Origin of the sequence: Microbacterium lacticum (assembly GCF_006716815.1) — a bacterium.
GTDB lineage: Bacteria > Actinomycetota > Actinomycetes > Actinomycetales > Microbacteriaceae > Microbacterium > Microbacterium lacticum.
The window spans coordinates 1,128,266-1,151,318 of record NZ_VFPS01000001.1; the positions used below are offsets into that span (position 1 = coordinate 1,128,266).

General features: G+C 72.2%; 19 protein-coding genes. 8 read left to right on the forward strand and 11 right to left on the reverse strand.

The window, feature by feature from the left end:
* Positions 1-3: 3 nt before the first annotated feature.
* From hemL to hemE, 8 genes are read right to left on the reverse strand one after another with little or no spacing between them, the layout of a single operon-like run.
* Positions 4-1,317 carry a glutamate-1-semialdehyde 2,1-aminomutase gene (hemL, locus tag FHX68_RS05470; protein ID WP_141380872.1) on the reverse strand — a complete coding sequence of 438 codons (1,314 nt, stop codon included), beginning with the start codon at positions 1,315-1,317 and terminating at the stop codon, positions 4-6.
* Positions 1,314-2,321, reverse strand: coding sequence for a porphobilinogen synthase (gene hemB / locus FHX68_RS05475; protein ID WP_141380871.1), 1,008 nt, complete (start codon positions 2,319-2,321; stop codon positions 1,314-1,316). The genes hemL and hemB overlap by 4 nt, the downstream gene beginning before the upstream one ends.
* A complete protein-coding gene (locus tag FHX68_RS05480) occupies positions 2,318-3,118 on the reverse strand; it encodes a uroporphyrinogen-III synthase (RefSeq protein ID WP_141380870.1) in 801 nt (266 codons plus the stop codon). The genes hemB and FHX68_RS05480 overlap by 4 nt, the downstream gene beginning before the upstream one ends.
* Positions 3,115-4,122 (reverse strand): hydroxymethylbilane synthase, encoded by a 1,008-nt coding sequence (gene hemC, locus FHX68_RS05485; RefSeq protein ID WP_141380869.1) that lies wholly within the window; start codon positions 4,120-4,122, stop codon positions 3,115-3,117. Before hemC ends, FHX68_RS05480 begins: the two co-directional genes overlap by 4 nt.
* Complete coding sequence (locus tag FHX68_RS05490) at positions 4,119-5,360, reverse strand: ferrochelatase (protein WP_141380868.1); 1,242 nt, start codon at positions 5,358-5,360, stop codon at positions 4,119-4,121. The genes hemC and FHX68_RS05490 overlap by 4 nt, the downstream gene beginning before the upstream one ends.
* The gene (hemQ, locus tag FHX68_RS05495; RefSeq protein ID WP_141380867.1) at positions 5,360-6,046 is read right to left on the reverse strand and encodes a hydrogen peroxide-dependent heme synthase; all 687 of its coding nucleotides are present in this window, start codon (positions 6,044-6,046) and stop codon (positions 5,360-5,362) included. The genes FHX68_RS05490 and hemQ overlap by 1 nt, the downstream gene beginning before the upstream one ends.
* Positions 6,043-7,479, reverse strand: coding sequence for a protoporphyrinogen/coproporphyrinogen oxidase (locus FHX68_RS05500; RefSeq protein ID WP_141380866.1), 1,437 nt, complete (start codon positions 7,477-7,479; stop codon positions 6,043-6,045). Before FHX68_RS05500 ends, hemQ begins: the two co-directional genes overlap by 4 nt.
* Positions 7,476-8,600, reverse strand: a complete 1,125-nt coding sequence (hemE, locus tag FHX68_RS05505; RefSeq protein ID WP_141380865.1) for a uroporphyrinogen decarboxylase — start codon at positions 8,598-8,600, stop codon at positions 7,476-7,478. Before hemE ends, FHX68_RS05500 begins: the two co-directional genes overlap by 4 nt.
* Before the next feature lie 69 nt (positions 8,601-8,669).
* Here hemE and FHX68_RS05510 point away from each other — a divergent pair, with 69 nt between their 5' ends.
* The 3 genes from FHX68_RS05510 to FHX68_RS05520 all read left to right on the forward strand — a co-directional run bounded on the left by FHX68_RS05510 (position 8,670) and on the right by FHX68_RS05520 (position 12,249).
* Positions 8,670-9,914 carry a glutamyl-tRNA reductase gene (locus tag FHX68_RS05510; RefSeq protein WP_141380864.1) on the forward strand — a complete coding sequence of 415 codons (1,245 nt, stop codon included), beginning with the start codon at positions 8,670-8,672 and terminating at the stop codon, positions 9,912-9,914.
* Positions 9,911-10,888 carry a LacI family DNA-binding transcriptional regulator gene (locus FHX68_RS05515; protein WP_141380863.1) on the forward strand — a complete coding sequence of 326 codons (978 nt, stop codon included), beginning with the start codon at positions 9,911-9,913 and terminating at the stop codon, positions 10,886-10,888. Before FHX68_RS05510 ends, FHX68_RS05515 begins: the two co-directional genes overlap by 4 nt.
* 62 nt (positions 10,889-10,950) lie before the next feature.
* Positions 10,951-12,249 carry an MFS transporter gene (locus FHX68_RS05520; RefSeq protein ID WP_141380862.1) on the forward strand — a complete coding sequence of 433 codons (1,299 nt, stop codon included), beginning with the start codon at positions 10,951-10,953 and terminating at the stop codon, positions 12,247-12,249.
* A 93-nt stretch (positions 12,250-12,342) separates the two neighbouring features.
* Here FHX68_RS05520 and FHX68_RS05525 read toward each other — a convergent pair whose 3' ends face one another.
* Both FHX68_RS05525 and metG read right to left on the reverse strand, forming a co-directional pair.
* On the reverse strand, positions 12,343-13,221 hold the full coding sequence (locus FHX68_RS05525) for a TatD family hydrolase (RefSeq protein WP_141380861.1): 879 nt from the start codon (positions 13,219-13,221) through the stop codon (positions 12,343-12,345).
* Positions 13,218-14,780, reverse strand: a complete 1,563-nt coding sequence (gene metG / locus FHX68_RS05530) for a methionine--tRNA ligase (RefSeq protein WP_141380860.1) — start codon at positions 14,778-14,780, stop codon at positions 13,218-13,220. Before metG ends, FHX68_RS05525 begins: the two co-directional genes overlap by 4 nt.
* 108 nt (positions 14,781-14,888) lie before the next feature.
* Between metG and FHX68_RS05535 the strand changes: the two genes are divergently transcribed.
* Positions 14,889-15,863: an IS481 family transposase gene (locus FHX68_RS05535; protein ID WP_141920012.1), complete on the forward strand. Its 975-nt coding sequence runs from the start codon at positions 14,889-14,891 to the stop codon at positions 15,861-15,863.
* A 36-nt stretch (positions 15,864-15,899) separates the two neighbouring features.
* Here FHX68_RS05535 and FHX68_RS05540 read toward each other — a convergent pair whose 3' ends face one another.
* Positions 15,900-16,913 carry a LacI family DNA-binding transcriptional regulator gene (locus FHX68_RS05540; protein ID WP_229661617.1) on the reverse strand — a complete coding sequence of 338 codons (1,014 nt, stop codon included), beginning with the start codon at positions 16,911-16,913 and terminating at the stop codon, positions 15,900-15,902.
* A 257-nt stretch (positions 16,914-17,170) separates the two neighbouring features.
* Here FHX68_RS05540 and FHX68_RS05545 point away from each other — a divergent pair, with 257 nt between their 5' ends.
* The 4 genes from FHX68_RS05545 (at position 17,171) to FHX68_RS05560 (ending at position 23,042) form a co-directional block, all read left to right on the forward strand.
* Positions 17,171-18,418 (forward strand): sugar ABC transporter substrate-binding protein, encoded by a 1,248-nt coding sequence (locus tag FHX68_RS05545; RefSeq protein ID WP_141381163.1) that lies wholly within the window; start codon positions 17,171-17,173, stop codon positions 18,416-18,418.
* A gap of 115 nt (positions 18,419-18,533) precedes the next feature.
* Positions 18,534-20,165, forward strand: a complete 1,632-nt coding sequence (locus FHX68_RS05550) for an ABC transporter permease subunit (protein WP_141381164.1) — start codon at positions 18,534-18,536, stop codon at positions 20,163-20,165.
* A gap of 1 nt (position 20,166) precedes the next feature.
* Positions 20,167-21,111: a sugar ABC transporter permease gene (locus FHX68_RS05555; protein WP_141381165.1), complete on the forward strand. Its 945-nt coding sequence runs from the start codon at positions 20,167-20,169 to the stop codon at positions 21,109-21,111.
* Positions 21,108-23,042 (forward strand): glycoside hydrolase family 13 protein, encoded by a 1,935-nt coding sequence (locus FHX68_RS05560; RefSeq protein ID WP_229661616.1) that lies wholly within the window; start codon positions 21,108-21,110, stop codon positions 23,040-23,042. The genes FHX68_RS05555 and FHX68_RS05560 overlap by 4 nt, the downstream gene beginning before the upstream one ends.
* Positions 23,043-23,053: the final 11 nt, after the last annotated feature.

Consider the following 23,053-nt stretch of genomic DNA (forward strand, 5'->3'; position numbering starts at 1 on the left):
GCGTCAGCCGGCGGCCGCGCGGGCGGCCGCGGGCAGCGCCGCGACGATCCGGTCGATCACGGCATCGTCGTGGGCGGCGGTGACGAACCAGGCCTCGAACGCCGACGGCGGCAGCGACACCCCGGCATCCAGCATCGCGTGGAAGAACCGGCCGTACGCGGCGGCGTCCTGGCGCTGCGCGGTCGCGTAGTCGGGCACGCCGCCCGCGACCTCGGCGCCGAAGAAGACGCTGAAGAGTGTGCCGGCGTGCTGCACGACGTGCGGGACGGACGCCTCGTCGAGCGCGGCGCCGACCGCGGCCGACAGGGCGCCTGAGGCCGCGGCGAGCCGCGCGTAGACGGCGTCGTCGGCGAGCCGCAGCGTCGCGAGCCCGGCCGCGACGGCGACCGGGTTCCCGCTCAGCGTGCCGGCCTGGTAGACCGGCCCGGTCGGGGCGAGGAGGTCCATCACGTCGGCGCGACCGCCGACGGCCGCGACCGGCAGGCCCCCGCCGATGACCTTGCCGAACGTGGCGAGGTCGGGCAGCACCTGCTCCCCCGCCTCGGCGAGCACCTGAGCATAGCCGCCCGCGGCGGCGCGGAACCCGGTGAGCACCTCGTCGCTGATGAGGAGCGCGCCCTCCCGGTGGCACAGCTCGGCGACGAAGGTCGTGAACCCGGATGCCGGGGCGACGACGCCCATGTTGGCGGCGGCGGCCTCGGTGATGACGGCGGCGATCTGGCCCGGGTGGGCGGCGAACACCGCCTCGAGGGCGGCGCGGTCGTTGTAGGGCACGACGAGGGTCTGCGCGGCGATCGCCGCGGGCACCCCGGCCGAGCCCGGCAGGGCGAACGTCGCGAGCCCCGATCCCGCTGCGGCGAGCAGGCCGTCGGAGTGACCATGGTAGTGACCGGCGAACTTCACCAGGAGATCTCGCCCCGTCGCCCCGCGCGCGAGGCGGATCGCCGTCATCGTCGCCTCGGTGCCGGTCGAGACGAGCCGCGCCTTCTGCACGGCGGGAACGCGCGCGACGATCTCTTCGACGAGCTCGGCCTCGGCGGGCGTCGGCGCGCCGAAGGAGAGCCCGCGCGCCGCGGCCTCCTGCACGGCGGCGACGACCTCGGGGTGGGCGTGACCGAGCAGCGCCGGCCCCCAGCTGGCGACGAGGTCGATGTACCGGCGGCCCTCGGCATCCGTCACGTGCGCGCCCTCGGCGCTCGTCACGAACCGCGGCGTGCCGCCGACCGATCCGTACGCCCGCACGGGCGAGTCGACGCCGCCGGGGATCACCGCACGCGCCCGCGCGAAAAGCTCCTCGTTCGTCACGTGACCGCTCATGCGAGGCTCCGCCCCTCGTTCAGCCAGCCGGCGACCTCGATCGCCCAGTAGGTCAGGATCGCCTCCGCGCCCGCGCGGCGGATGCCCAGCAGGCTCTCGCCGATCGCCCGGTCGCGGTCGATGACGCCCGCCGCGGCGGCGTGCTCGATCATCGCGTACTCGCCCGACACCTGATACGCCCAGACCGGCACCGGCGAGAGGGCCGCGACCTCCGACAGCACGTCGAGGTAGGGACCGGCGGGCTTGACCATGACGATGTCGGCGCCCTCGTCGATGTCGACGAGCGCCTCCTGCACGCCCTCACGGCCGTTCGCGGCGTCGAGCTGGTAGGTGCGACGGTCGCCGGTGAGCGTCGACTCCACGGCGTCGCGGAACGGACCGTAGAACGCCGAGGCGTACTTCGCCGAGTAGGCGAGGATGACGACGTCACGGCGGGTGGTGCCGTACCCCGCGGCATCCAGGGCCGCGCGGCACGCGGCGACCTGGCCGTCCATCATGCCCGACAGGCCGAGGATGTCGGCGCCGGCGTCGGCCTGCGCGAGCGCCATGCGCGCGTAGATCTCGAGCGTGGTGTCGTTGTCGACGGTGCCGTCGGCGGCGAGTACGCCGCAGTGGCCGTGGTCGGTGAACTCGTCGAGGCACAGGTCGGCCTGCACTGTGAGACGGCCCGCGGATGCCTCGGCCGCGAGCGCGATCGCCCGGTTCAGGATGCCGTCAGGGTCGGTCGCGCCGCTGCCGACGGCGTCGCGCACCGCGGGCACCCCGAAGAGCATGATGCCGCCGATGCCGGCGGCCACGGCCTCCTCGACGAGGCCCGGCACCGCGGCGAGGGGATGCTGGGACACCCCCGGCATGCTCGCGATCGGCTGCGCGGCGTCGATCCCCTCTTTGACGAAGACGGGGAGCACGAGGCGGCGGGGCGTGAGGTCGTGCTCGGCGACGAGGCGGCGGAGCGCGGGGCTCTGCCGCAGACGGCGGAGGCGGCGGACGGGGAACGCGGTCATGGGGTGCCTTGCTGTTCGGAGGATCCGGTGGGGCCGGTGGGTGCGTCGCCAGCGTCGTCGAGCTCGGCGAGGAGGGCGTCGACGCTCTGCGTGCGTGCGGTGTGGGCGACGGCGAAGCCGAGCCGCTCGGCGTCGCGGGTCGTGCCCGGCCCGATCGACGCTACCCGCACCTGCGCGGGCAGGGGGCCGACTTGGCGGCGCAGCTCGCGGGCGACGCTCAGCGAGGTGAGCAGCACGACGTCGATCGTGCCGCGGGCCAGGCTCGACGCGACCTCGCGCGGCAGGTCGACGCCGACGGTGCGGTAGGCGATGCAGACGTCGACGGCGAAGCCGCGGAGGGCCAGCTCGTCGCTGATGACGGCGGTGGCGAGGTCGGAGCGGACGACGAGCGAGCGCCCGGCCGTGTCGGGAGTGCGCCCCGCGCACCACTGGGCGGCCATCGCGGCCGCCGACGACTCGCCGAGCGGCACGAACGAGACCTCGGCGCCCGACGCGGCGACGGCGCGCGCTGTGGCCGGACCGACGGCCGCGATGCGGGTGGTCGCGGGGATCCGCACGCCGCGCGCGGTGAGCTGCTCGACGCTCGCGGCGCTCGTGACGAACAGCCACGAGTACTCCCCCGCCGCCAGCGCGGCGAAGGCGCGGTCGCGGGATGCCTCGTCGCGCGGCGGCGCCGACGCGATGAGCGGCGCGACGACCGGCACTCCGCCGCGGCGGTCGACCTCGGCCGCCACCCGCGCACCCCAGGAGCCGTCGCGCGGGATCAGCACCCGGGCGCCGCGGAGCGCTCCGGTCACCGCCCGCTCCCGGCGAGGTCGGCGAGCTCGCCCGCACCCCGCGCGAGGAGGTCCGCGACCACGCGCTCGGCCGCCGCGGCGCGACCGGCGTCGTCGGCGACCTCGGCGCGGGCGAGGTCGTGCGTCACGCGCACGGCGCGCGCGCCGTCGAGCGCGTAGACCTCCGCGACGAGCGCGACACGGTCGGCGTCGGCATCCGCGTCGGCCCCCGCCTCGGCCTCGAGCGTCGCGGCGATGCCGACGGGCGCCGCGCACCCGGCCTCGAGCCGCCGCAGCACGGCGCGTTCGAGGAGGGCCGTGACCTCGGCATCCGCGTCGGTGATCCGCGCGACCGCGTCGCGCACGGCGGCGGAGTCATCGCCTTCGACACCCGTGCGCACCTCGACGGCGAGGGCCCCCTGGCCGGCCGAGGGCGGCCAGCCGTCGGCGTCGAAGCGCTCGCTGATCCGGTCGGTGCGTCCGATGCGCGTGAGGCCCGCCTCGGCGAGCACGACCGCGTCGTACTCGCCCTCGTCGACCTTGCGCAGGCGCGTGTCGACGTTGCCGCGGATGCCTCGCACCACGAGATCGGGGCGGCGACGGAGCAGCTGGGCGACGCGGCGCGGCGAGCCGCTCCCGACGACGGCGCCGTGCGGCAGGGCGTCGAGGGGGCTCCCGTCCCGGGTGCACAGCACGTCGCGGACCGGCGCACGGTGGGGTACCGCGCCGATCGTGAGCCCGTCGACCGCCCCTGTCGGGAGGTCCTTCATCGAGTGCACCACGAAGTCGCACTCGCCGCGCAGCAGCGCATCGCGCAGGGCCGCGACGAAGACGCCGGTGCCGCCGAGCTGGGCGAGCGGGCCGGTGAGCACGTCGCCGTCGGTCGTGATCGGCACGAGCTCCACCTCGCGGCCGGTCGCCGCGCGCACGGCGTCGGCGACGGTACCCGACTGGGTGCGGGCGAGCAGGCTCGCCCGCGTGCCGAGCCGCAGCGGCGCCGCCCCGGGAGCGGTGTCGGTGCTCATTCCGCGAGCCCCGCGAGCGCCGGCTGGAACCCGAGGCGCTTGTTCTCGCAGCAGCCGGTGCGGCAGACGTCGTACCAGGGACCGAGATCGGTCAGGTGCGGGCGCTCCGCCGGCGGCGTCGCGGCGAGCCGCTCCTCGATGAGGTCGACGAGCCCCGCGACGTAGGCGGGGTGCGTGCCCGGCGTGGGGGTGCGCACGGCCACGAGCCCCAGCCGCTCGGCGGTCTCCATCGCCTCGGTGTCGAGGTCCCAGAGCACCTCCATGTGGTCGCTGACGAACCCGAGCGGCACGATCACGACGGCCTTCCGGCCGAGCGCGGGCAGCTCCTCCATGGCGTCGTTGACGTCGGGCTCGAGCCACGGAACCTGCGGCGGGCCGGAGCGGCTCTGGAAGACGACCTGCCACGGGGCATCCGACCCGAGGTCGCTCATGATGCGCTCGGCGACCGCGGCGTGCTGCGCGACGTACGCGCCGCCCGGGCCGAGGCGGTCTTCGGGCGGACCCGACCGGTCGGCGTCGGCGTTCGGGATCGAGTGCGTCGAGAAGAGCACCTCGACCTCGGTCGATGTGTCGAAGCCCTGCGCGGCGAGGGTGTCGAGCGCCGCGCGCACGCCCTCGGTGAACGGTCCGACGAAGCCCGGGTGGTCGAAGAACGGCCGAACCTTGTCGATCTGCACCCCGCGCTGCAGCGCCGTCGCCTCGACGGCGTCGGCGAGGTCCTCGCGGTACTGCCGGCACGACGAGTACGACGAGTACGCGCTCGTCGCGATCGAGAGGAACCGGCGGTGACCGTCGTCGTAGGCCTGCTGCAGTGCGTCGGCGACGTAGGGCATCCAGTTGCGGTTGCCCCAGTAGACCGGCAGGCCGAGGCCGCGCGCGGCGATCTCCGCATCGAGCGCGGCCTTCAGCTCGCGGTTGTGCTCGTTGATCGGCGAGACGCCGCCGAAGTGCCGGTAGTGGTGCGCGACCTCTTCGAGGCGCTCGTCCGGGATGCCGCGGCCGCCCGTCACGTTCCGCAGGTACGGGATCACGTCGTCCTGCCCCTCCGGGCCGCCGAAGCCGAGCAGCAGCACGGCGTCGTAGGCGACCGGCTCGGTGGCGAACGGCTCGCCGGCGCAGGTCGCGGCGGTCGCGCCGGCCACCCGGCATCCGTCCGCGACGACGGCCGCGGTCGCGCGCGGCGGCTTGGGGCGGAACGGCTCGGGTTCGGTCGTGGATGCCAGGCGTTCGGCGGCCATCAGCCCAGCACCTCCGCGAGTTCGGCGATCTCGACGCGCCGCCCGGTGTAGAACGGCACCTCCTCGCGCACGTGCCGCCGTGCGTCGGTGGCGCGGAGGTCGCGCATGAGGTCGACGAGGTGGATCGGGTCGTCGGCCTCGAGCGGCAGCAGCCACTCGTAGTCGCTCAGCGCGAAGGTCGACACGGTGTTCGCGACCACCTCGGTGAAGCGCGCGCCGCGCCGGCCGTGCTGGGCGAGCATCGCGGAGCGCTCCTCCTCGGGCATCAGGTACCACTCGTAGCTGCGCACGAACGGGTAGAGGCAGAGCCACCCGCGGGCGTGCTCGCCGCGCAGGTATCCCGGCACGTGCCGCTTGTTGAACTCGGCCTCGCGGTGCACGCCCATCGCGGTCCACACTGCGTCGTACGCCGAGAGGGCGGCGGTGCGGCGCAGGGCGCGGAGCGCCCGCTGGAGAGCGGCGGGGTCGTCGACCGCGCCGGGGGTCGTGTGCAGCCAGATCATGAGGTCGGCCTCGGCGCGCATGCCGGTGACGTCGTAGAGGCCGCGGAGGGTCACGCCGTCGCCGGCGAGCTTCGCGGCGACGGTCTCGAGCTCGGCGAGGGCCGCCTGGTCGGGGGCGGTCCGCGGGCGCGGGCCGGCGAGCACGGAGAACAGGGTGTACCCGAGCGGAACGGATTCGGTCATGCGTGACTCCTCAGGGGATCGGATGCGGGTCGGATGGGCGTGCGCAGCTCGGCGATGAGCGTCGCGGCGAGGGCACGGGCGTGCGGGATGACCGAGGCGAGCCCCGTGCCGGCGACGCTCGCGCCGGCGATCCGCACGGGAGCGGCCGCGAGTGCGGCGGCGGTGCGTGGGGATGCCACAGCGTCGGGCCACTCCTGCACGACGACGTCGACGACGTCGGCTGGGGCGATGTCGACGCCGGTGAGGAGCGACACCTCGCGGGCGACGCCCTCGCGGGAGTCGAGCCCGGCGGGGTCCTTCCCGCGGGCGGAGAGCCTGACGAGGTGACGGTGCGCGGGGGCGGCGTCGCGGGCCCACGCCCACTTCGCGGTGACATGGGTGAGCGCCTTCGCGGGTGTCGGCAGGGCCGGATCGACGATGACTCCCGAACCGGCCGGGAACGCGTCGAGTCCGGCGTGGTCGATCGCGGCCGCGATCACCTGCACGCGGCCCGCGGCCGCGGCGTCGCGGGCTTCGGTGTCGGCGCTCACCAGCCGCGCCGCGGCCGCCGGGCCGGTGGCGACGACGACGACGCGCGCCGTCACGTCGCCCGCCGAGGTCTCGAGCAGGGAGCCGCCCGTGATGGTGTCATCGGCTCGCACGGCGTGCACCGCGACGCCGATGCGGATGTCGGCGCCGTGCGCGCGGGCCGCCTCGGCGAGCGCCGCGGGCAGCCGCCACATGCCGCCGGAGACACCGCCGACGGCGGCGCCCGCGCGGGCGCCGGTCGCGAGGGCTTCGGCCGCCGCGATCAGCGAGCCGTGTTCGCGCACGGCGGCCCACATGCCGGGATGCAGGTCGGAGAGGCGCACGTCGGTCGCGGGCCGCGAGTAGACACTCCGGCAGAGCGTGTCGACGAGGCGCTCGGCGACCACGCGCCCGGAGCGCTCGGTGACGAGGTCGAACAGAGACGGCTCGGTCCCGTCGTCGTCGCCGAATGCGAGCGGGGGAAGGTCCCGCTCCGCCGCGGCGCGCGCGGCGGCATCCGCCCCGATGAGCGCCACGACGTCGTCCGCGAGCGGATCGGCGGGGATGCCGAGCACGGTGCGGCGGGGCAGCGGCGCCCGCACGACGGCGCCCGCCTCGCCCGCAACGGCGAGGTGCGCGCCGCCGGGGCTCGGAGCGACGAGATCGAGGTCGAGGGCGGCGTCGGAGACGAGCGCGGCCACGGCGTCGGTGCGGGTCGCGAACGACTCGGCGCCGAGGTCGAGATCGATCTCGCCCACCCGCCCGCGCCGGAGGAGCCCCCCGACCGTGTCCGACGCTTCGCAGACGATCACCCGGAGACCGGCGCGGGCGAGGTCGTGAGCGAGGGTAAGACCGGCGATCCCGGCGCCGACGATCGCGACGTCGGCATCCTGCGCTCCCGGCGCGGAGGGCTCGATCGTGGTCACCGCGCCCGCCAGTCGTGCACCGTGCGCACGAGGTCGGTGAGCACGTCGGGGTCGGTGTCCATGGGCACGCCGTGACCGAGGTTGAACACGTGCGCGCGGGCCGCGCGACCCGTTTCGAGCGCGGCGTGCACGGCGGCCTCGCGGGCCTCGGCGGGGGCGAACAGCATCGCGGGGTCGAGGTTTCCCTGCAGCGTGAGGTCGCTCGCGCCGCCGACGCGCTCGGCGGCGACGTCGAGCGGCACACGGTAGTCGACGCCGAGCGCGTCGACGCCGATGGATGCCATGTCGGCGAGGATCTCGCCGGTGCCGACGCCGAAGTGGATGAGCGGCACGCCCTCCGGCGCGCCCGGCAGCTCGAGCGCGCGCACAGGCTCGAGCGCCGCCGCGGAGGCGGGCAGCACCGCACGGCGGTAATCGGCGGGGGCCAGTGCGCCGGCCCACGAGTCGAACAGCTGGCCGGCGCTCGCGCCCGCCTGCACCTGCAGGGCGAGGAAGCGCCCGGTCACCTCGGCGAGCCACGCGGTGAGGTCGTGCCAGGCCGCGGGGTCGGAGTGGATGAGGCTCCGCGCGCCCAGGTGGTCCTTCGACGGGCCGCCCTCGACGAGGTAGGCCGCGAGGGTGAAGGGCGCACCGGCGAAGCCGATCAGCGGGATCGGCTCACCGCGCAGCGCCGACTCGTCGGCGAGCAGCTCCGTCGTGCGCGCGACCGCGGCGGCGACCTCCTCGCCGCGCTCGGTGATGAGGGCGGGGTCGATGCGCACCAGGTCGGCGATCTGCGCCGCCGTCCGCACGGGCTCGGTGAACACCGGGCCGCGCCCGGCGACGATCTCGACCTCGAGGCCGACGAGTTTCAGGGGCACCACGATGTCGCTGAAGAACACCGCGGCATCCACCCCGTGCCGGCGCACCGGCTGCAGCGTGATCTCGCTCGCCATGGCCGGGTCGAGGCAGGCGTCGAGCATCGATCCGCCGGTCGCGCGCAGCGCCCGGTACTCGGGCAGCGAGCGGCCCGCCTGCCGCATGAACCACACCGGCGTGACCTCGGGCCGGTGACCGCGCAGGGCCTGCACGAGGCGGGAGGAGGCGGTGTCGTGCAGGGCGAGCGGATGCGTGGAGGGCAAGACGGAGGCCTTCGAATCGGAGTGGGGTTAATCGTTATACTACTCACGATCCGAAAGAGGTCCCCACCCGTGCTCGTCTGCCTGTCCGCCCACCAGCGCACCACCTCGCTCGAAGACCTCGAGCGCCTGTCGGTGATCGGCGACGCCGCCGCCACCGAGCTCACCGCCGCGCACGACGCGATCCGCGGCGCGGTCGTGCTCGCCACCTGCAACCGGTTCGAGGCCTACTTCGACGTCGACGACGCGCCCGACGCCTCGCCGATCCCGGCGATGGACGCCGCCATGGAGCGCATCGCGGGGCTCACCGCGCTCCCCTTCCGACACGTGCGGGAGACGGTCGACTTCGCCCACGGCAACGGCGTCGCCCAGCACCTCTTCTCCGTCGCGGCCGGGCTCGACTCGGTAGCCCTCGGCGAGGACGAGATCTCCGGACAGGTCACCCGGGCCCTCGAGACCGCGCGCCGCGAGGGCGCGACCACGGGCCCGCTCGAGCACCTCTTCCAGCGCGCCACCGAGACCTCCCGGGCCGTCAAGAACTCCACCCGGCTCGGCGAGTCGGGCCGCTCGCTCGTGCGCCTGGCCGTCGAGCTCGCTGGATCACGGGTGGGCGCGTGGGAGGACGCACGCGTGCTGCTGGTCGGCACGGGGCGCTACGCCGCGGCATCCCTCGCCGCCCTGCGCGCCGTCGGCGCGACCGACATCCGCGTGCACTCCCCCTCGGGGCGCCGCAAGTTCGCACAGCGCGAGAACCTCACCGTGGTCGCCGCCGACGCATTCGCCGCCGAGGCGGCCGCGGCCGACGTCGTCGTCACCTGCACGACGACGACCGGCGCGTACGCCCTGACCGCGGCGGAGCACCGGGCGGCCCGCGGCGAGAGCGACGCCGCGCAGCTCGTCATCGACCTCGGCATGCCGCGGAACGTCGACCCGGGGCTGCGCGCCCTGCCCGGCGTCGAGGTGCTCGACCTCGACACGATCCGCGTGCACGCGCCGATCGACGAGTTCGCCACGATGAACGAGGCCCGCCTCATCGTGCACACCGCCGCGCAGCGCCACGCCGCCGCGCGCCGCGTGCACGAGGTGTCGCCCGCCGTCGTCGACATGCGCCGCTACGTGCACGAGATGCTCGAGGCCGAGATCGCCCGCTCCCGCACCCGCGGCGGCGACGCGGAGACCGAGGCGGCGCTGCGGCACTTCTCCGGCGCGCTGCTGCACGGGCTCATCGCGCAAGGCCACGCGCTGGCGTCGGCCGGTGAAGGCACGGCGTGGCGCGACGCGGTGCGTACGGTGTTCCCCGGAGGCGACCCCGCATGAGCCGCGTGACGCTGCGCGACGTCGCTGAACGCGCCGGGGTGTCGACCGCGGCGATCAGCCAGGCGCTCAACGACCGCGGCAGCCTCCGCCCCGAGACGCGGGAGCGCATCAAGGCGATCGCCGCCGAGCTCGGCTACACCCCCAACAAGCACGCGGCGGCCCTCCGCAGCGGGCGCACCATGTCGATCGGCTTCGTCATGCCCGCCGTCGACGACGCCACCGCCAAGAGCTGGGCGTTCGCGCACAACCTGCAGCTGAACGCGCTCGTCCGCGCATCCGCCGAGCACGGCTTCACCGTGACCGTCCTCCCCGCCTCGCGCCCCGACCTCCTCGCCACCCCGCAGCTCGACGCGCTGTACCTCGCCGACGCGCGCACGGGCGCCGAGCTCCTGCGCGCCGCCGCCTCGCGCGGGCTCCCGGTGATCGCCCGCGACCTCTACGTCGACGTCGACCGCGCCCTCAGCATCCGCACCGGCTACGACGCCGCCCTCCGCGCGGCCCTCGACCACCTCTCCGCGACCGGCGCCGAGCGCATCGCGCTGCTCGTCGACGAGGGCGATCATCCGCGCGACGAGATCGCCCGCTCCGGCTACCTCGCCTGGTCGACGGTGCACGGCGCGGATCCGCTCGTCATCGAGCTCGACGCGGCGCATCGCACGCTCCCCCGGCGGGTGCGCGACGCCGTGGATGCCGGGGCCGACGCGATCCTCGCGTTCTGCGAGGACGGCCCCGAGATCTACCTGCAGCTCGAGGCGATGCCGCTCGTCATCCCGCGCGACGTGCAGCTGCTCGCGCTGTGCTCGACCGACTGCGCGCTCAACGAGCGCCTCGGCGTGACGCACGTGTGCGTGCACCCCGAGCTCGCCGCCGACGCGGTCTTCCCCTCGCTCGGCGCGCTCGTGCCGAGCCCCGGCGGTGCGCCCCGGGTGGTCGACCTGCCGTGGGAGCTCGTGCGCGGTTCGACGACGCGCTGACGGCGTCCGCCGAGCCGCGCAGTCCGACCCCCGCCGTCCGACCTCCGCCCTAGGATGACGGGATGCCCTCCCTCGGTGAACTCGTCGCACCGCGGCGCCTGGGCACGGATTTCCGGTGGCTGCTCGGCTCGTCGTGGACGAGCAACCTGGGCGATGGCGTCGCCCTGTCGGCCGCGCCCCTGCTGATCGCGTCGCTGACCTCGTCGCCGATCCTCGTCGCCTCGGGCGCCGTGATGCAGTTCCTGCCGTGGCTGCTGTTCGGCCTGTTCGCCGGGTCGGTCGCCGACCACCACGACCGCCGCCGGCTGGTGATGATCGCCAACGGCTCGCGCGCGGTGATCGTCGCCGCGCTCGTGGTGTTCCTCGTCACCGGTCACGCGACCGTCGCGATCGTCCTGGCCACCGCGTTCCTCTACGGCGTCGCCGAGGTGTTCGCCGACACCGCCGGATCGACGCTGCTGCCCATGCTCGTGCGTCCCGCCGACCTCGGCATCGGGAACGCGCGTCTCCAGGCCGGTTACCTCGTCGCGAACCAGCTCGCCGGGCCACCGCTGGGCGCCTTCCTCTTCGCGATCGGCTCGTTCTGGCCGTTCCTCGTGCAGATCCTCTGCGTCGCGCTCGCCGTCGTGCTCATCTCCCGGATCGGCCGCAGCTCGGTGCCCGCACCGGATCCCGGTGCCGGGGCCGGTGCCGGCCCCGGCACCGAGGCATCCGCGCCCGTCCATCCGATCCGGGAGGGGCTCCGGTGGCTGCGGGGCAACCCGCCGGTGCGGACGCTCGTGCTCATCATCCTGGTGTTCAACGTCACGTGGGCGGCGCCGTGGAGCATCCTCGTGCTCTACGCGACCGAACACCTCGGCATGGGTCCGGTCGGCTACGGCGCGCTGACGAGCGCGGCGGCGCTCGGCGGACTGGTCGGCATCGGCAGCTTCGGCTGGCTCGAGAAGCACGTGTCGTTCGCGACGCTGATGCGGGTGTGCCTGTCGCTCGAGGTGATCATGCACCTCGCATTCGCGCTCACGACGGCGCCCGCGGTCGCCTTCGCGATCATGTTCGGCTTCGGCGCGTACGCGTTCGTCTGGAGCACGATCTCGACCACCGTCCGTCAGCGGCTCGTGCCGATGCAGCTGCAGGGGCGCATTGCGTCGGTGAACATGGTCGGCGTCTTCGGCGGACTCGTCATCGGTCAGACCCTCGGCGGCATCATCGCGCAGACCTGGGGCCTCACCGCGCCGTGGTGGTTCGCCTTCGCCGGCTCGCTCGTGACGCTCCTCCTCGTGTGGCGCTCGATCTCCCTGATCGCCGCCGCACGACCCGTGCTCGACGACGCGCAGCTTCCTGAGGAGAACGCACCTTCCTGAGGACGAGTTCCGGCCCAGGAATCCTCGAGATCCGTCATCTCCTCAGCATCCGACGCGTCAGCCGGAGGTGCGACGGGCGACGTCAGAGCACGGTCAGTCCTCGAAGGCGCCGTAGACGGCGAGGGTGTTGGATGCCACCTGCGCGCAGAACTCGTCGAGATCGAGCCCCAGCTCCTCGGCCATGAAGCGCACCGTCACGGGGACGAGGTACGGCGCGTTCGGCCGGCCGCGGAACGGAGTGGGCGTCAGGAACGGGGCATCCGTCTCTACGAGGATGCGCTCGCGCGGAGTCACCGCGAGCGCGTCGCGGAGGTTCTGCGCGTTCTTGAACGTCACGTTGCCCGCGAAGCTCAGCCAGTAGCCGCGGTCGGCGGCGATCCGGGCCATGTCCGCGTCGCCCGAGAAGCAGTGGAACACCGTGCGCTCGGGCGCGCCGACCCGCTCGAGCGTCTCGAGCACCGCCTCGTGCGCGTCGCGGTCGTGGATCTGCATCGCGATGCCGTGCTTCTTCGCGAGCGCGATGTGCGCCTCGAAGCTCTCGAACTGGGCGGGAAGCCCCTCACCCTCGGTGCGGAAGAAGTCGAGCCCGGTCTCGCCGATGGCTCGCACGCGCGGCTGCGCGGCGAGTTCGTCGATGACGGCGATCGCCTCGTCGAGCATGCCCTGTTCGGCATATGCCGGCGCTTCGTTCGGGTGGATGGCCACCGCGGCGAGCACGCGCGGGTGCGACGCGGCCGCCCACGCCGACCACCGGCTCGAGTCGATGTCCCCGCCCGCCTGCACGACGCCGGCGACCCCGACCTCGCCGGCACGCAGCAGCTGCTCGTCGAGCGACATCCCCTCGCCGTCCTCGATCTCGAGGTGGCAGTGGTTGTCGTACACCGGCACCGCGAGCGGCTCGGGCGAGACGGGATACGACACGTCGCGCGCCCCCTTCTCGCGCTGGCGCACGTACTGCGACGGATCGGTCACTGCTCGACGCGCGGGAAGAGCGGGGCGAGACCGTTGACGCTCGACCCGGCGGCGAGCTGCCCCCACGCGCCGGCTTCGCGGAGCGGCTGATCCTGCAGGCGACCCGGGTGCCCGAGCGCGATCCAGAGCTTCTCGGTCGCCTCCGGCATGAACGGCGACAGCAGCACGGCGAGGGCGCGCAGGCCCTCCGCCGCCGTGTAGAGCACCGTGCCCAGCCGCGCGCGCTGCGCGTCGTCCTTCGCGAGCGCCCACGGCTCGTTGTCGGTGATGTACCCGTTCAGGGCGTCGACGATCGTCCAGATCGCCGCGATCGCCTCGTCGGGGCGGAAGCGCTCCATCGCCGCATCGGCGTTCACCGCGGCATCCGCGACGATCCGCTGGATCTCGAGGTCACCCTCGGTGTACGTGGATGCCGGGGGCACGATCCCCTCGAAGTAGCGCTCGATCATCGCGGTCGTCCGCGACGCGAGGTTGCCGAAGCCGTTCGCGAGCTCGGCCTGGTAGCGGGCGGAGAGGTCCTCCCACGAGAACGAGCCGTCCTGCCCGAACGCGATCGCCGACAGGAAGTAGAACCGGTAGGCATCCGAGCCGAACACATCGGTGATCTCGGTGGGCGCGATGCCGGTCAGCTTCGACTTCGACATCTTCTCGCCGCCGACGAGCAGCCAGCCGTGCGCGAACACGCCGCGCGGCACGTCGAGACCGGCGGCCATCAGCATCGCGGGCCAGATCACCGCGTGGAAGCGCAGGATGTCCTTGCCGACGACGTGGTAGGCCGGCCAGCGGCGGTCGAACTGCTCGGGGTCGGTGCCGAAGCCGACGGCCGTCGCGTAGTTGAGCAGCGCGTCGACCCAGACGTAGATGACGTGCGACGGGTCCCACGGCACCGTGATGCCCCAGTCGAACGCCGACCGCGAGATCGAGAGGTCCTTGAGGCCCGACCGCACGAAGGAGACGACCTCGTTGCGCGCCGCCTCGGGGCGCACGAAGTCGTCCTCGTCCTTGTAGAGCTCGAGCAGGCGGTCCTGGAACTCGCTCAGCTTGAAGAAGTAGTTCTTCTCCTGCAGCAACTCGAGCGGCTTCGAGTGGATGGCGCAGACCTTGAGGCCCTCGAACGCGCCGGTGCCGTCGACGATCTCGGCCTCGGGCTTGAACTCCTCGCAGCCGACGCAGTAGAGCGCCTCGTACTCCCCCGCGTAGATGTAGCCGCGGTCGTAAAGCCGCTGCACGAACATCTTCACGCTGTCTTCGTGCCGCTCCTGCGTGGTACGGATGAAGTCGTCGTTGGCGACGTCGAGCGTCTCCAGCAGCGGGAACCACGACTCGGTGACGAGCTTGTCGACCCACTGTTGCGGGGTCACGCCGTTCGCCGCGGCGGCACGGAGCATCTTCTGGCCGTGCTCGTCGGTGCCGGTGAGCATCCAGGTGTCGTCGCCCGACTGACGGTGCCAGCGCGCGAGCGCGTCGACCGCGACCGTCGTGTACCCGTGGCCGATGTGCGGCAGATCGCTCGGATAGTAGATCGGGGTCGTGATGTAGAAGGACTGACCGGTGCTCACCCGACGATTCTAGTTGTACTGACCCAGATCGTTGTTGACGTAGGAGAGACCTCCGGGGTCGAGTTGGAGCTGTCTAAGTTCTTCAGCTCAAACGCACGGAGGTCTCTCTTGTCTCACGCTAATGCCCGGCTGACTCCGGCCGGCCGGTTGATCATGGTTCAGCGCATCCAGTCGGGGCGTGCGGTCGCGCATGTTGCCGCGGAAATGGGGATCTCCCGCACGACCGCGTGGCGGTGGTGGCGCAGGTTCCGGGAGTGCGGCCCGGCGGGCCTGATCGATCGTTCCAGCGTCGCCCGCTCCCACCCTCGCCAGACCAAAGCGTGCGTGGAGGCGAGGGTGCGGATCATGCGGCACCTCACTCGGCGTGGGCCGGTGTTCATCGCTGACAAGCTCGGCTTGCAGGCCTCAACGGTCGGTAGGGTGTTGCGCCGCCACCACGTGCCGTTGCTGCGGGAGCTGGACCCGGTCACGGGGTCCGTGATCCGCGCGACCCGCCGATCCGCGCAGCGTTACGAGCATGATCATCCCGGGTCCCTGATCCACGTTGATGTGAAGAAACTCGGCCGTATCCCCGACGGCGGCGGATGGCGTCTGCATGGCCGCGGGCAACGTCCTGCGCGCAAGCGGGGCCTGGGTTACGACTACGTGCACACCGTCATCGACGACCATTCCCGAGTTGCTTACGCGGAGATCCACGACGACGAGAAAGGCACCACCGCGGCGGGCGTCCTCGACCGCGCGATCGCGTTCTACGCGCGCCTCGGCGTCACAGTCGAACGCGTCATCAGCGACAACGCGTTCGCTTACCGCCACTCGGCCGCGTTCAAGGCCGTGGTCGACGCGCACGGCATCCGACAGCGGTTCATCAAACCGCACTGCCCCTGGACCAACGGGAAAGTCGAACGCCTCAACCGCACCCTCGCCACCGAGTGGGCCTACGCCCGCCCCTGGAGCTCGAACGACGACCGAAAAGCAGGGTTGACGACCTGGCTCGACTACTACAACCTAGACAGGCACCACCTCGGCATCGGAGGCAAAACCCCCATCGACCGAATCAACAACGGTCGAGGTCAGTACATCTAGTTGGCGGCGCCGGCGCGATCCCGCGTGTGACGGGGCTCAGGCGCTCTCCCGCACGACGAGCGTCGTGGGGAGGACGACCGACTCCCGGGGCGTGCCGTCGATGATGTCGAGCAGCATGTCGACCATCGTCGCGCTGATGTCGGGCCAGGGCTGGCGCACGGTCGTGAGCGGCGGGGTGTGCACGGCGGCGAGACCGGAATCGTCGAACCCGGCGACGGCGACGTCCTCGGGCACCCGTCTGCCGGCGCGGCGTAGCGCGTCGATCGCTCCGACGGCCATCACGTCGCTCGCGGCGAACACGGCGTCGATGTCGGGCGCGCGTTCGAGCAGCCGCGTCATCGCCGCATTCCCGCTGTCCCGCTCATAGGGCCCCTGCTCGACGAGGCCCGGGTCGAAGCGGTCGCCGAGCTCCTCGCGGAAACCGACGAGCCGGAACCGGCCGCCCGGGGTGTCGTTGGGGCCCGTGATGAGGGCGATCCTCCGGTGCCCGCGGTCCATCAGGTAGCGCGTCATCATGCGCGCAGACCCGACCTCGTCGATCGAGACCGACGGCACCGGGGTGTCGCCGGCGCGCGGGATGCCCGAGCACACCGTCGGCACCTGGGCCGCCACGAGCGAGGCGAGCAGCGAGTCCGACGCGTGCGAGGAGACGAGCAGCACGCCGTCGACGTGCCCCGCGCGCACGTACCGCTCGACGTTGGCCTGCTCGCCCGGGCTGTCGGCGATGAGCAGCACGAGGGTCATCGCCCGCTCGGCGAGCGCCGCGGTCGCTCCGCGCAGGAGCAGGGCGAAGGTGGGGTCGGAGAAGAGCAGCTGCTGCGATTCGGTGAGGAGGAAGGCGAGCGAGCCCGACCGCCCGGTCGCGAGGCTTCGCGCGGCGTGGTTCGTCGTGTACCCGGTCGTGCGGATCGCCTCTTCGACGGCGGCGCGCGCCTCGGGCGAGACCCAGTGGCCGCCGTTGATCACGCGGGAGACGGTGCCGTGCGACACTCCGGCCACCGCCGCGACGTCGCGGATCGTCGGTTTTCGGGTGAGGTCGCTGGATGCCACGAGACGAGACCCTACCGCGCGCAAACCCGTGGTACCGTGGTCGGACCACAAATCCTGTGACCGGTCACAGTTCCATAACGAACCTGCCGCGCACGCCACCCCGGCGAGCATGATAGAGACCGTCCGCACACGTGCGGACGAGAGTCGTGCGCGGGGTCGAACCCCGCGGACGGACACCGAGGACAGACACCGGGAACACAGGGCGGCGACGGAGCCGACACGCTCCGCCTCCCCCACCGAAAGAGAGAGGCACACCGATGAAGGTGAACAAGAAGGGCATGGCTGCAACCGGCCTGCTCGTCGCGGCGAGCATGCTGACGCTCGCCGGCTGCGCGGGCGGCAGCTCGGCCGCGCCGTCCGACGACGCGAGCAAGGGCGACAGCGACGCGCTGACCGTCTGGGTCGACGCCAACCGGGCGCGCGCGCTCGAAGACGTCGCGAAGACGTTCGAGCAGGACAAGGGCGTCAAGGTCAACCTCGTCGTCAAGGACTACGACAAGATCCGTGACGAGTTCACGGCGCAGGTCCCCACCGGCAAGGGCCCCGACATCACGATCGGCGGTCACGACTGGATCGGCGCGTTCGTGAAGGACGGCATCGTCGCTCCCGTCGAGCTCGGCGACAAGAGCGCCGACTTCGAGAAGGTCGCCATGGAGGCGGTCAGCTACGACGGCAAGACCTACGGCCTGCCCTACGCCATCGAGAACATCGCGATCCTGCGCAACACCGCCCTCGCCGACTCGACTCCCGCGACCTTCGACGAGATGATCGCCAAGGGCCGTGCGGCGGGCACGGAGTACCCGTTCGTCGTGGGCCTCGACCCCCAGACAGCCGACCCGTACCACCTGTACCCGTTCCAGACGTCGTTCGGCAACTCGGTCTTCGCCCGCAACGCCGACGGATCGTACGACCCGTCGCAGCTGACGATCGGTGACGAGGCCGGCCAGCAGTTCGCCGGCTGGCTCACCGCGCAGGGCGACACGGGCACCAAGGTGCTGAACCTCAACCTCTCCGACGACCTCGCCAAGGAGGCGTTCAACGCCGGCAAGTCGCCCTATTTCCTGACCGGTCCGTGGAACGTCGCCGACGCGCAGTCGGCCGGCGTCGACGTCTCGGTCGACGTGATCCCGAGCGCCGGCGGCTCCGCGGCACAGCCGTTCGCCGGTGTGCAGGCGTTCTTCCTGTCGGCCAAGAGCACGAACCCGATCGTGGCGAACGAGTTCCTCGTCAACTACATCGCGACCGACGACGTGCAGACGAAGCTGTTCGAGGCGGGCGGGCGTCCGCCGGCGCTGACCGAGTCGTTCGAGGCGGCGCAGTCCGACCCGATCGTCAGGGGCTTCGCGACCGTCGGCGCCAACGCCGTGCCGATGCCGTCCATCCCCGAGATGGGCTCGGTGTGGGATGACTGGGGCAAGACCGAGGCCGCGCTCATCAAGGGCTCTGCCGACCCGGCCGCCGACTGGGTCAAGATGGCCGACGCCATCAAGGCCAAGCTCGGCTGACACCCTCGACGGGGCGGCGCCCGCCGCGGCGCCGCCCCGTCACTCCCCTGCGCACTCCCCGCGCACTCCCGCACGCACCTCGCACGCATTTCCCCAGGCCCGACAGGAATCGACGATGACCGGCCCCACGCTCGACGCGGAAAAGACCTACACCCCGCTGCCCGACCGCGCGACGCAGCGCAGGCAGAAACGCGCCGCGGCCCTCGCCGAGGCCGCGAGCCTCGGCTGGAAGGTCTGGCTCGTCAAGATCGTGTGCCTCGGCATCATCGACGCGATGGCGCTGTACGCGATCGTCGTGCTCATGAGCCGCGACAGCTGGGTCGTCGCCGCGATCATCGCGCTCGGCGCGTTCGCGATCAACTACGTGTACCTGAAGCCCGGCCTCCTGCCGGCGAAGTACCTGACACCCGGCCTCGTCTTCCTCTTCGTCTTCCAGATCTTCGTCGTCCTCTACTGCACCTACATCGCGTTCACGAACTACGGCTCCGGCCACATGTTGACGAAGGATGACGCGGTCAACGCCCTCCTCATCCAGAACCAGCAGCGCGTCGAGGACTCCGCCGCCTACCCCCTGACGATCCTCGAGCAGGGCGGGCAGCTCTTCTTCCTCATCACCACCGAGGACGGCCACGCCGAGGTCGGCAGCGTCGACCGCCCCCTCGAGCCCGCGCCCGACGCGGAGTTCTCCGGCGGCAAGGCCGTCGGCCTCGACGGCTACACGGCCCTCGACTACAGCCAGCTCGTCGCCAGACAGCAGGAGATCGCCGCCCTCGCCGTGCCGGTCTCCGACGACCCCAACGACGGCACGCTGCAGACCCGTGACGGTTCGACCGCCTACCATTTCGTGTCGACCCTCGTGTGGGACCCGGCCGCCGACACGATGACCAACACCCAGACCGGCGTCGTCTACGCCGACAACGGCAACGGCTCGTTCGAGTCCGCCGACGGCCAGCAGCTCTACCCCGGCTGGCAGGCGTGGGTCGGCCTGGACAACTTCGTGCGGGCGTTCTCGACCGAGTCGATCCGCGGACCGTTCATCGCGGTGCTCGTCTGGACGTTCGCCTTCGCGATCCTGTCGGTCGCGACGACGTTCGCCCTGGGCCTGTTCCTCGCGATCGTCTTCAACGATCCGCGGATGCGCAGCCGCAAGTACTACCGCGTCATCATGATCCTGCCGTACGCCTTCCCCGCGTTCCTGTCGGCGCTCGTCTGGCAGGGCATGTTCAATCAGGACTTCGGCTTCATCAACCAGACGATCCTCGGCGGGGCATCCATACCCTGGCTGCAAGATCCCTGGTTGGCGAAGATATCCATCCTCATCGTCAACCTCTGGCTCGGCTACCCGTACATGTTCCTCGTGACCACCGGCGCGATCCAGTCCATCCCGGAGGACATCCAGGAGGCGGGCCGGGCCGACGGGGCGAGCGTCTGGCAGGTGTTCCGCTACATCAAGTTCCCGCTGCTGCTCGTCTCGGTGGCGCCGCTGCTGATCTCGTCGTTCGCGTTCAACTTCAACAACTTCAACCTGATCTACATGCTCACCGGCGGCGGGCCGAGGTTCGCGGATGCCTCGATCAACGTCGGCGCCACCGACATCCTCATCTCGATGGTCTACAAAGTGGCCTTCGTCGGCGCCGAACACGACTACGGGCTCGCGAGCGCCTTCTCGATCATCATCTTCGTGCTCGTCGCCGTGATCTCCTACCTGAGCTTCCGGCAGACCAAGGTTCTCGAGGAGCTGAACTGACATGACCACCCCTGAGACCCTCCCCGCCCCCACGGCGATCACCGTGAGCAGCACCGGATCGGCCGGTGACCCCGACGCGCACGAGCCCCGCCGCCCGTTCGGCCGGTGGTTCCGCGAGACCGGATGGCGCCACCTCATCGGCATCGTGATGCTCGTCTTCTCGGCGTTCCCGCTCGTCTACGTGCTGTCGGCGTCGCTCAACCCGGGCGGCACCCTGCTGACGGCCAACAGCCTGTTCTCGAACTTCGACCTCGGCAGCTACATCGCCCTCTTCCAGGACCCGCTGCGGCCGTACGGGGCGTGGCTGGTCAACTCGATCTTCATCGGCCTGACGACCTCGTTCTTCACGGTCGTGCTCTGCGCCCTGGCGGCCTACGCGTTCTCGCGCATGCGCTTCCGCGGGCGCCGCACGGGCCTACTGACCCTGCTCCTCGTCCAGATGTTCCCGCAGCTGCTGGCCGTCGTCGCCATCTTCCTGCTGATGTCGGCGATCGGCGAGATCTTCCCCGCCCTCGGCCTCAACTCGCAGATCGGGCTCATCATGGTCTACCTCGGCGGAGCGCTCGGCGTGAACACGTTCCTCATGTACGGGTTCTTCAACACCGTTCCCGCCTCGATCGACGAGGCCGCCAAGATCGACGGCGCCGGGCACGCACGCATCTTCTTCACGATCATCCTGCGCCTCGTCGCGCCGGTGCTCGCGGTGATCGGACTGCTCTCGTTCATCGTCACGATGAACGACTTCCTGATCGCGTCGGTCATCCTCGTCGACCCCGACAAGCAGACCCTCGCGGTCGGGCTCTACCAGTACGTCTCGCAGGAGACGGCGCGCAACTGGAGCGTCTTCGCCGCCGGTGCCGTGCTCGCCGCGATCCTGCCGATGGCCCTCTTCCTGAGCCTGCAGCGCTTCATCGTGGGCGGTCTCACCGCCGGATCGGTCAAGTGAGGCCGCACCACGACGGCTCGCCGCTGTACGTCTCGAACCCGGCGCCGAGCCTCGGTGACGACGTCGTCGTGCGGCTGCGCGTGCCGAGCGGGTACGGTCCGGTCGAGCGTGTCGTCGTCCGCTCGAACCCCGACCACGAGCCGGCCTGGGTCGACGCCGTCAGCGACGGCGCGGCGGACGGGTGGGAGTGGTGGAGCGCCGTCATCCGGGTCGCGAATCCGCGCCACGGCTACCGCTTCCACCTCGTGCGCGCGGACGGCCGGGTCGAGATCCTGAACCAGGGCGGCCTCGGCGACATCGACGCCCTCGACGGCCAGGACTTCGCCCTCGTCGCCCACAATCCCCCGCCGGCCTGGCTCGACGACACGATCCTGTACCAGATCTTCCCCGACCGATTCGCCCGCTCGGCGGCGGCCGACGCGCGCACGGCGCCCGACTGGGCGATCCCGGCCGCATGGAACGAACCGCTCGACCCGGTGCATCCGGGGCGCAGCCGCCAGCTGTACGGCGGCGACCTCGACGGGGCCACCGAGCGCCTCGACCACGTCGCCGACCTCGGCGCGACCGCGCTGTACCACACCCCGATCTTCCCGGCCGAGTCGAACCATCGCTACGACGCCTCCCGGTTCGACACGGTCGACCCGGTGCTCGGCGGCGACGACGCCTACCGCCGGCTGATCGAGGCGGCGCACGCCCGGGGCATCCATGTCATCGGCGACCTCACCACCAACCACTCCGGCATCGCGCACGAGTGGTTCCGTGCCGCGTACGGCGATCCCGACGCGCCCGAGGGCGCCTTTTACTACTTCCACGACGATGCCCACACCGACTACGAGACGTGGCTCGACGCCGACACGCTGCCGAAGTTCGCGTGGTCGAGCGACGAGCTCCGCCGCCGGTTCATCGACGGACCCGACTCGGTCGTCGGCCGGTGGCTGCGCCCGCCGTACGGCATCGACGGCTGGCGCATCGACGTGGCGAACATGACGGGGCGCCTCGGCGCCGAAGACCGCAACGCCGAGGTGCGCCAGACGCTCCGCCGCACGATGACGGACATCCGCGAGGAGACGCTGCTGCTGGCCGAATCGACCAACGACGCGGCGACCGACCTGCAGGGCGACGCGTGGCACGGCGGCATGACCTACCCGGCGTTCACCCGTGGCGTGTGGGCGTGGCTCGCCGACCCGCGCCGCATTCCGCACCACGGGTTCGACGGCGAAGAGACCGACGAGATGTGGTTCTTCGGACTGCCGACCGGTATGCCCCGTTACGACGCCCGCCAGTTCGTCGCCCAGTACGAGCGGTTCACGAGCCAGATCCCGTGGCGAGTGCAGCGCGGCACGATGTCGGCCCTCGACACGCACGACACGGCCCGCTTCGCGACCTACGCGTCGCCGGGCGCCGTTCCCGTCGCACTCGGACTGTCGATGACGCTCCCCGGCATCCCCGTCGTCTACGCGGGCGACGAGTTCGGCCTCGAGGCCGTGGACGGCGAGATGAGCCGCACCCCGATCCCCTGGGCGCGACGCGACGAGCCGGAGATCCGCGAGCGCATCGCGCTGTACCGCGAACTCATCGGCCTCCGCCGCGCGCACCCGGCGCTGTCGACCGGGGGTCTCCGCTGGCTGCACGTCGACGAGCGGAGCGTCGTGTTCGTGCGCGAGAGCGCCGACGAGTGCGTGCTCGTCGTCGCGGCGCGCGGCGGGGCGGATGCCACGGTTCCCGCCGCCCTCGTCCCCGGAGCCGGCGCCGCGCGTGCGCTGTACGGCGACGCCGAGCTGACCGTCGGCGACGACGAGATCCGGATCACGGCCGACGGCACGGCGTTCGCCGCGTGGGCGCTCCCCGGTGTCAGCGCCCCGCCGCCGCGCGCGCACGAGACCGCCCCCGAGTACGAGGCGTTCGCCCAGCTCGGCGGCCCGGCGGACTGACGCGCCGCGGC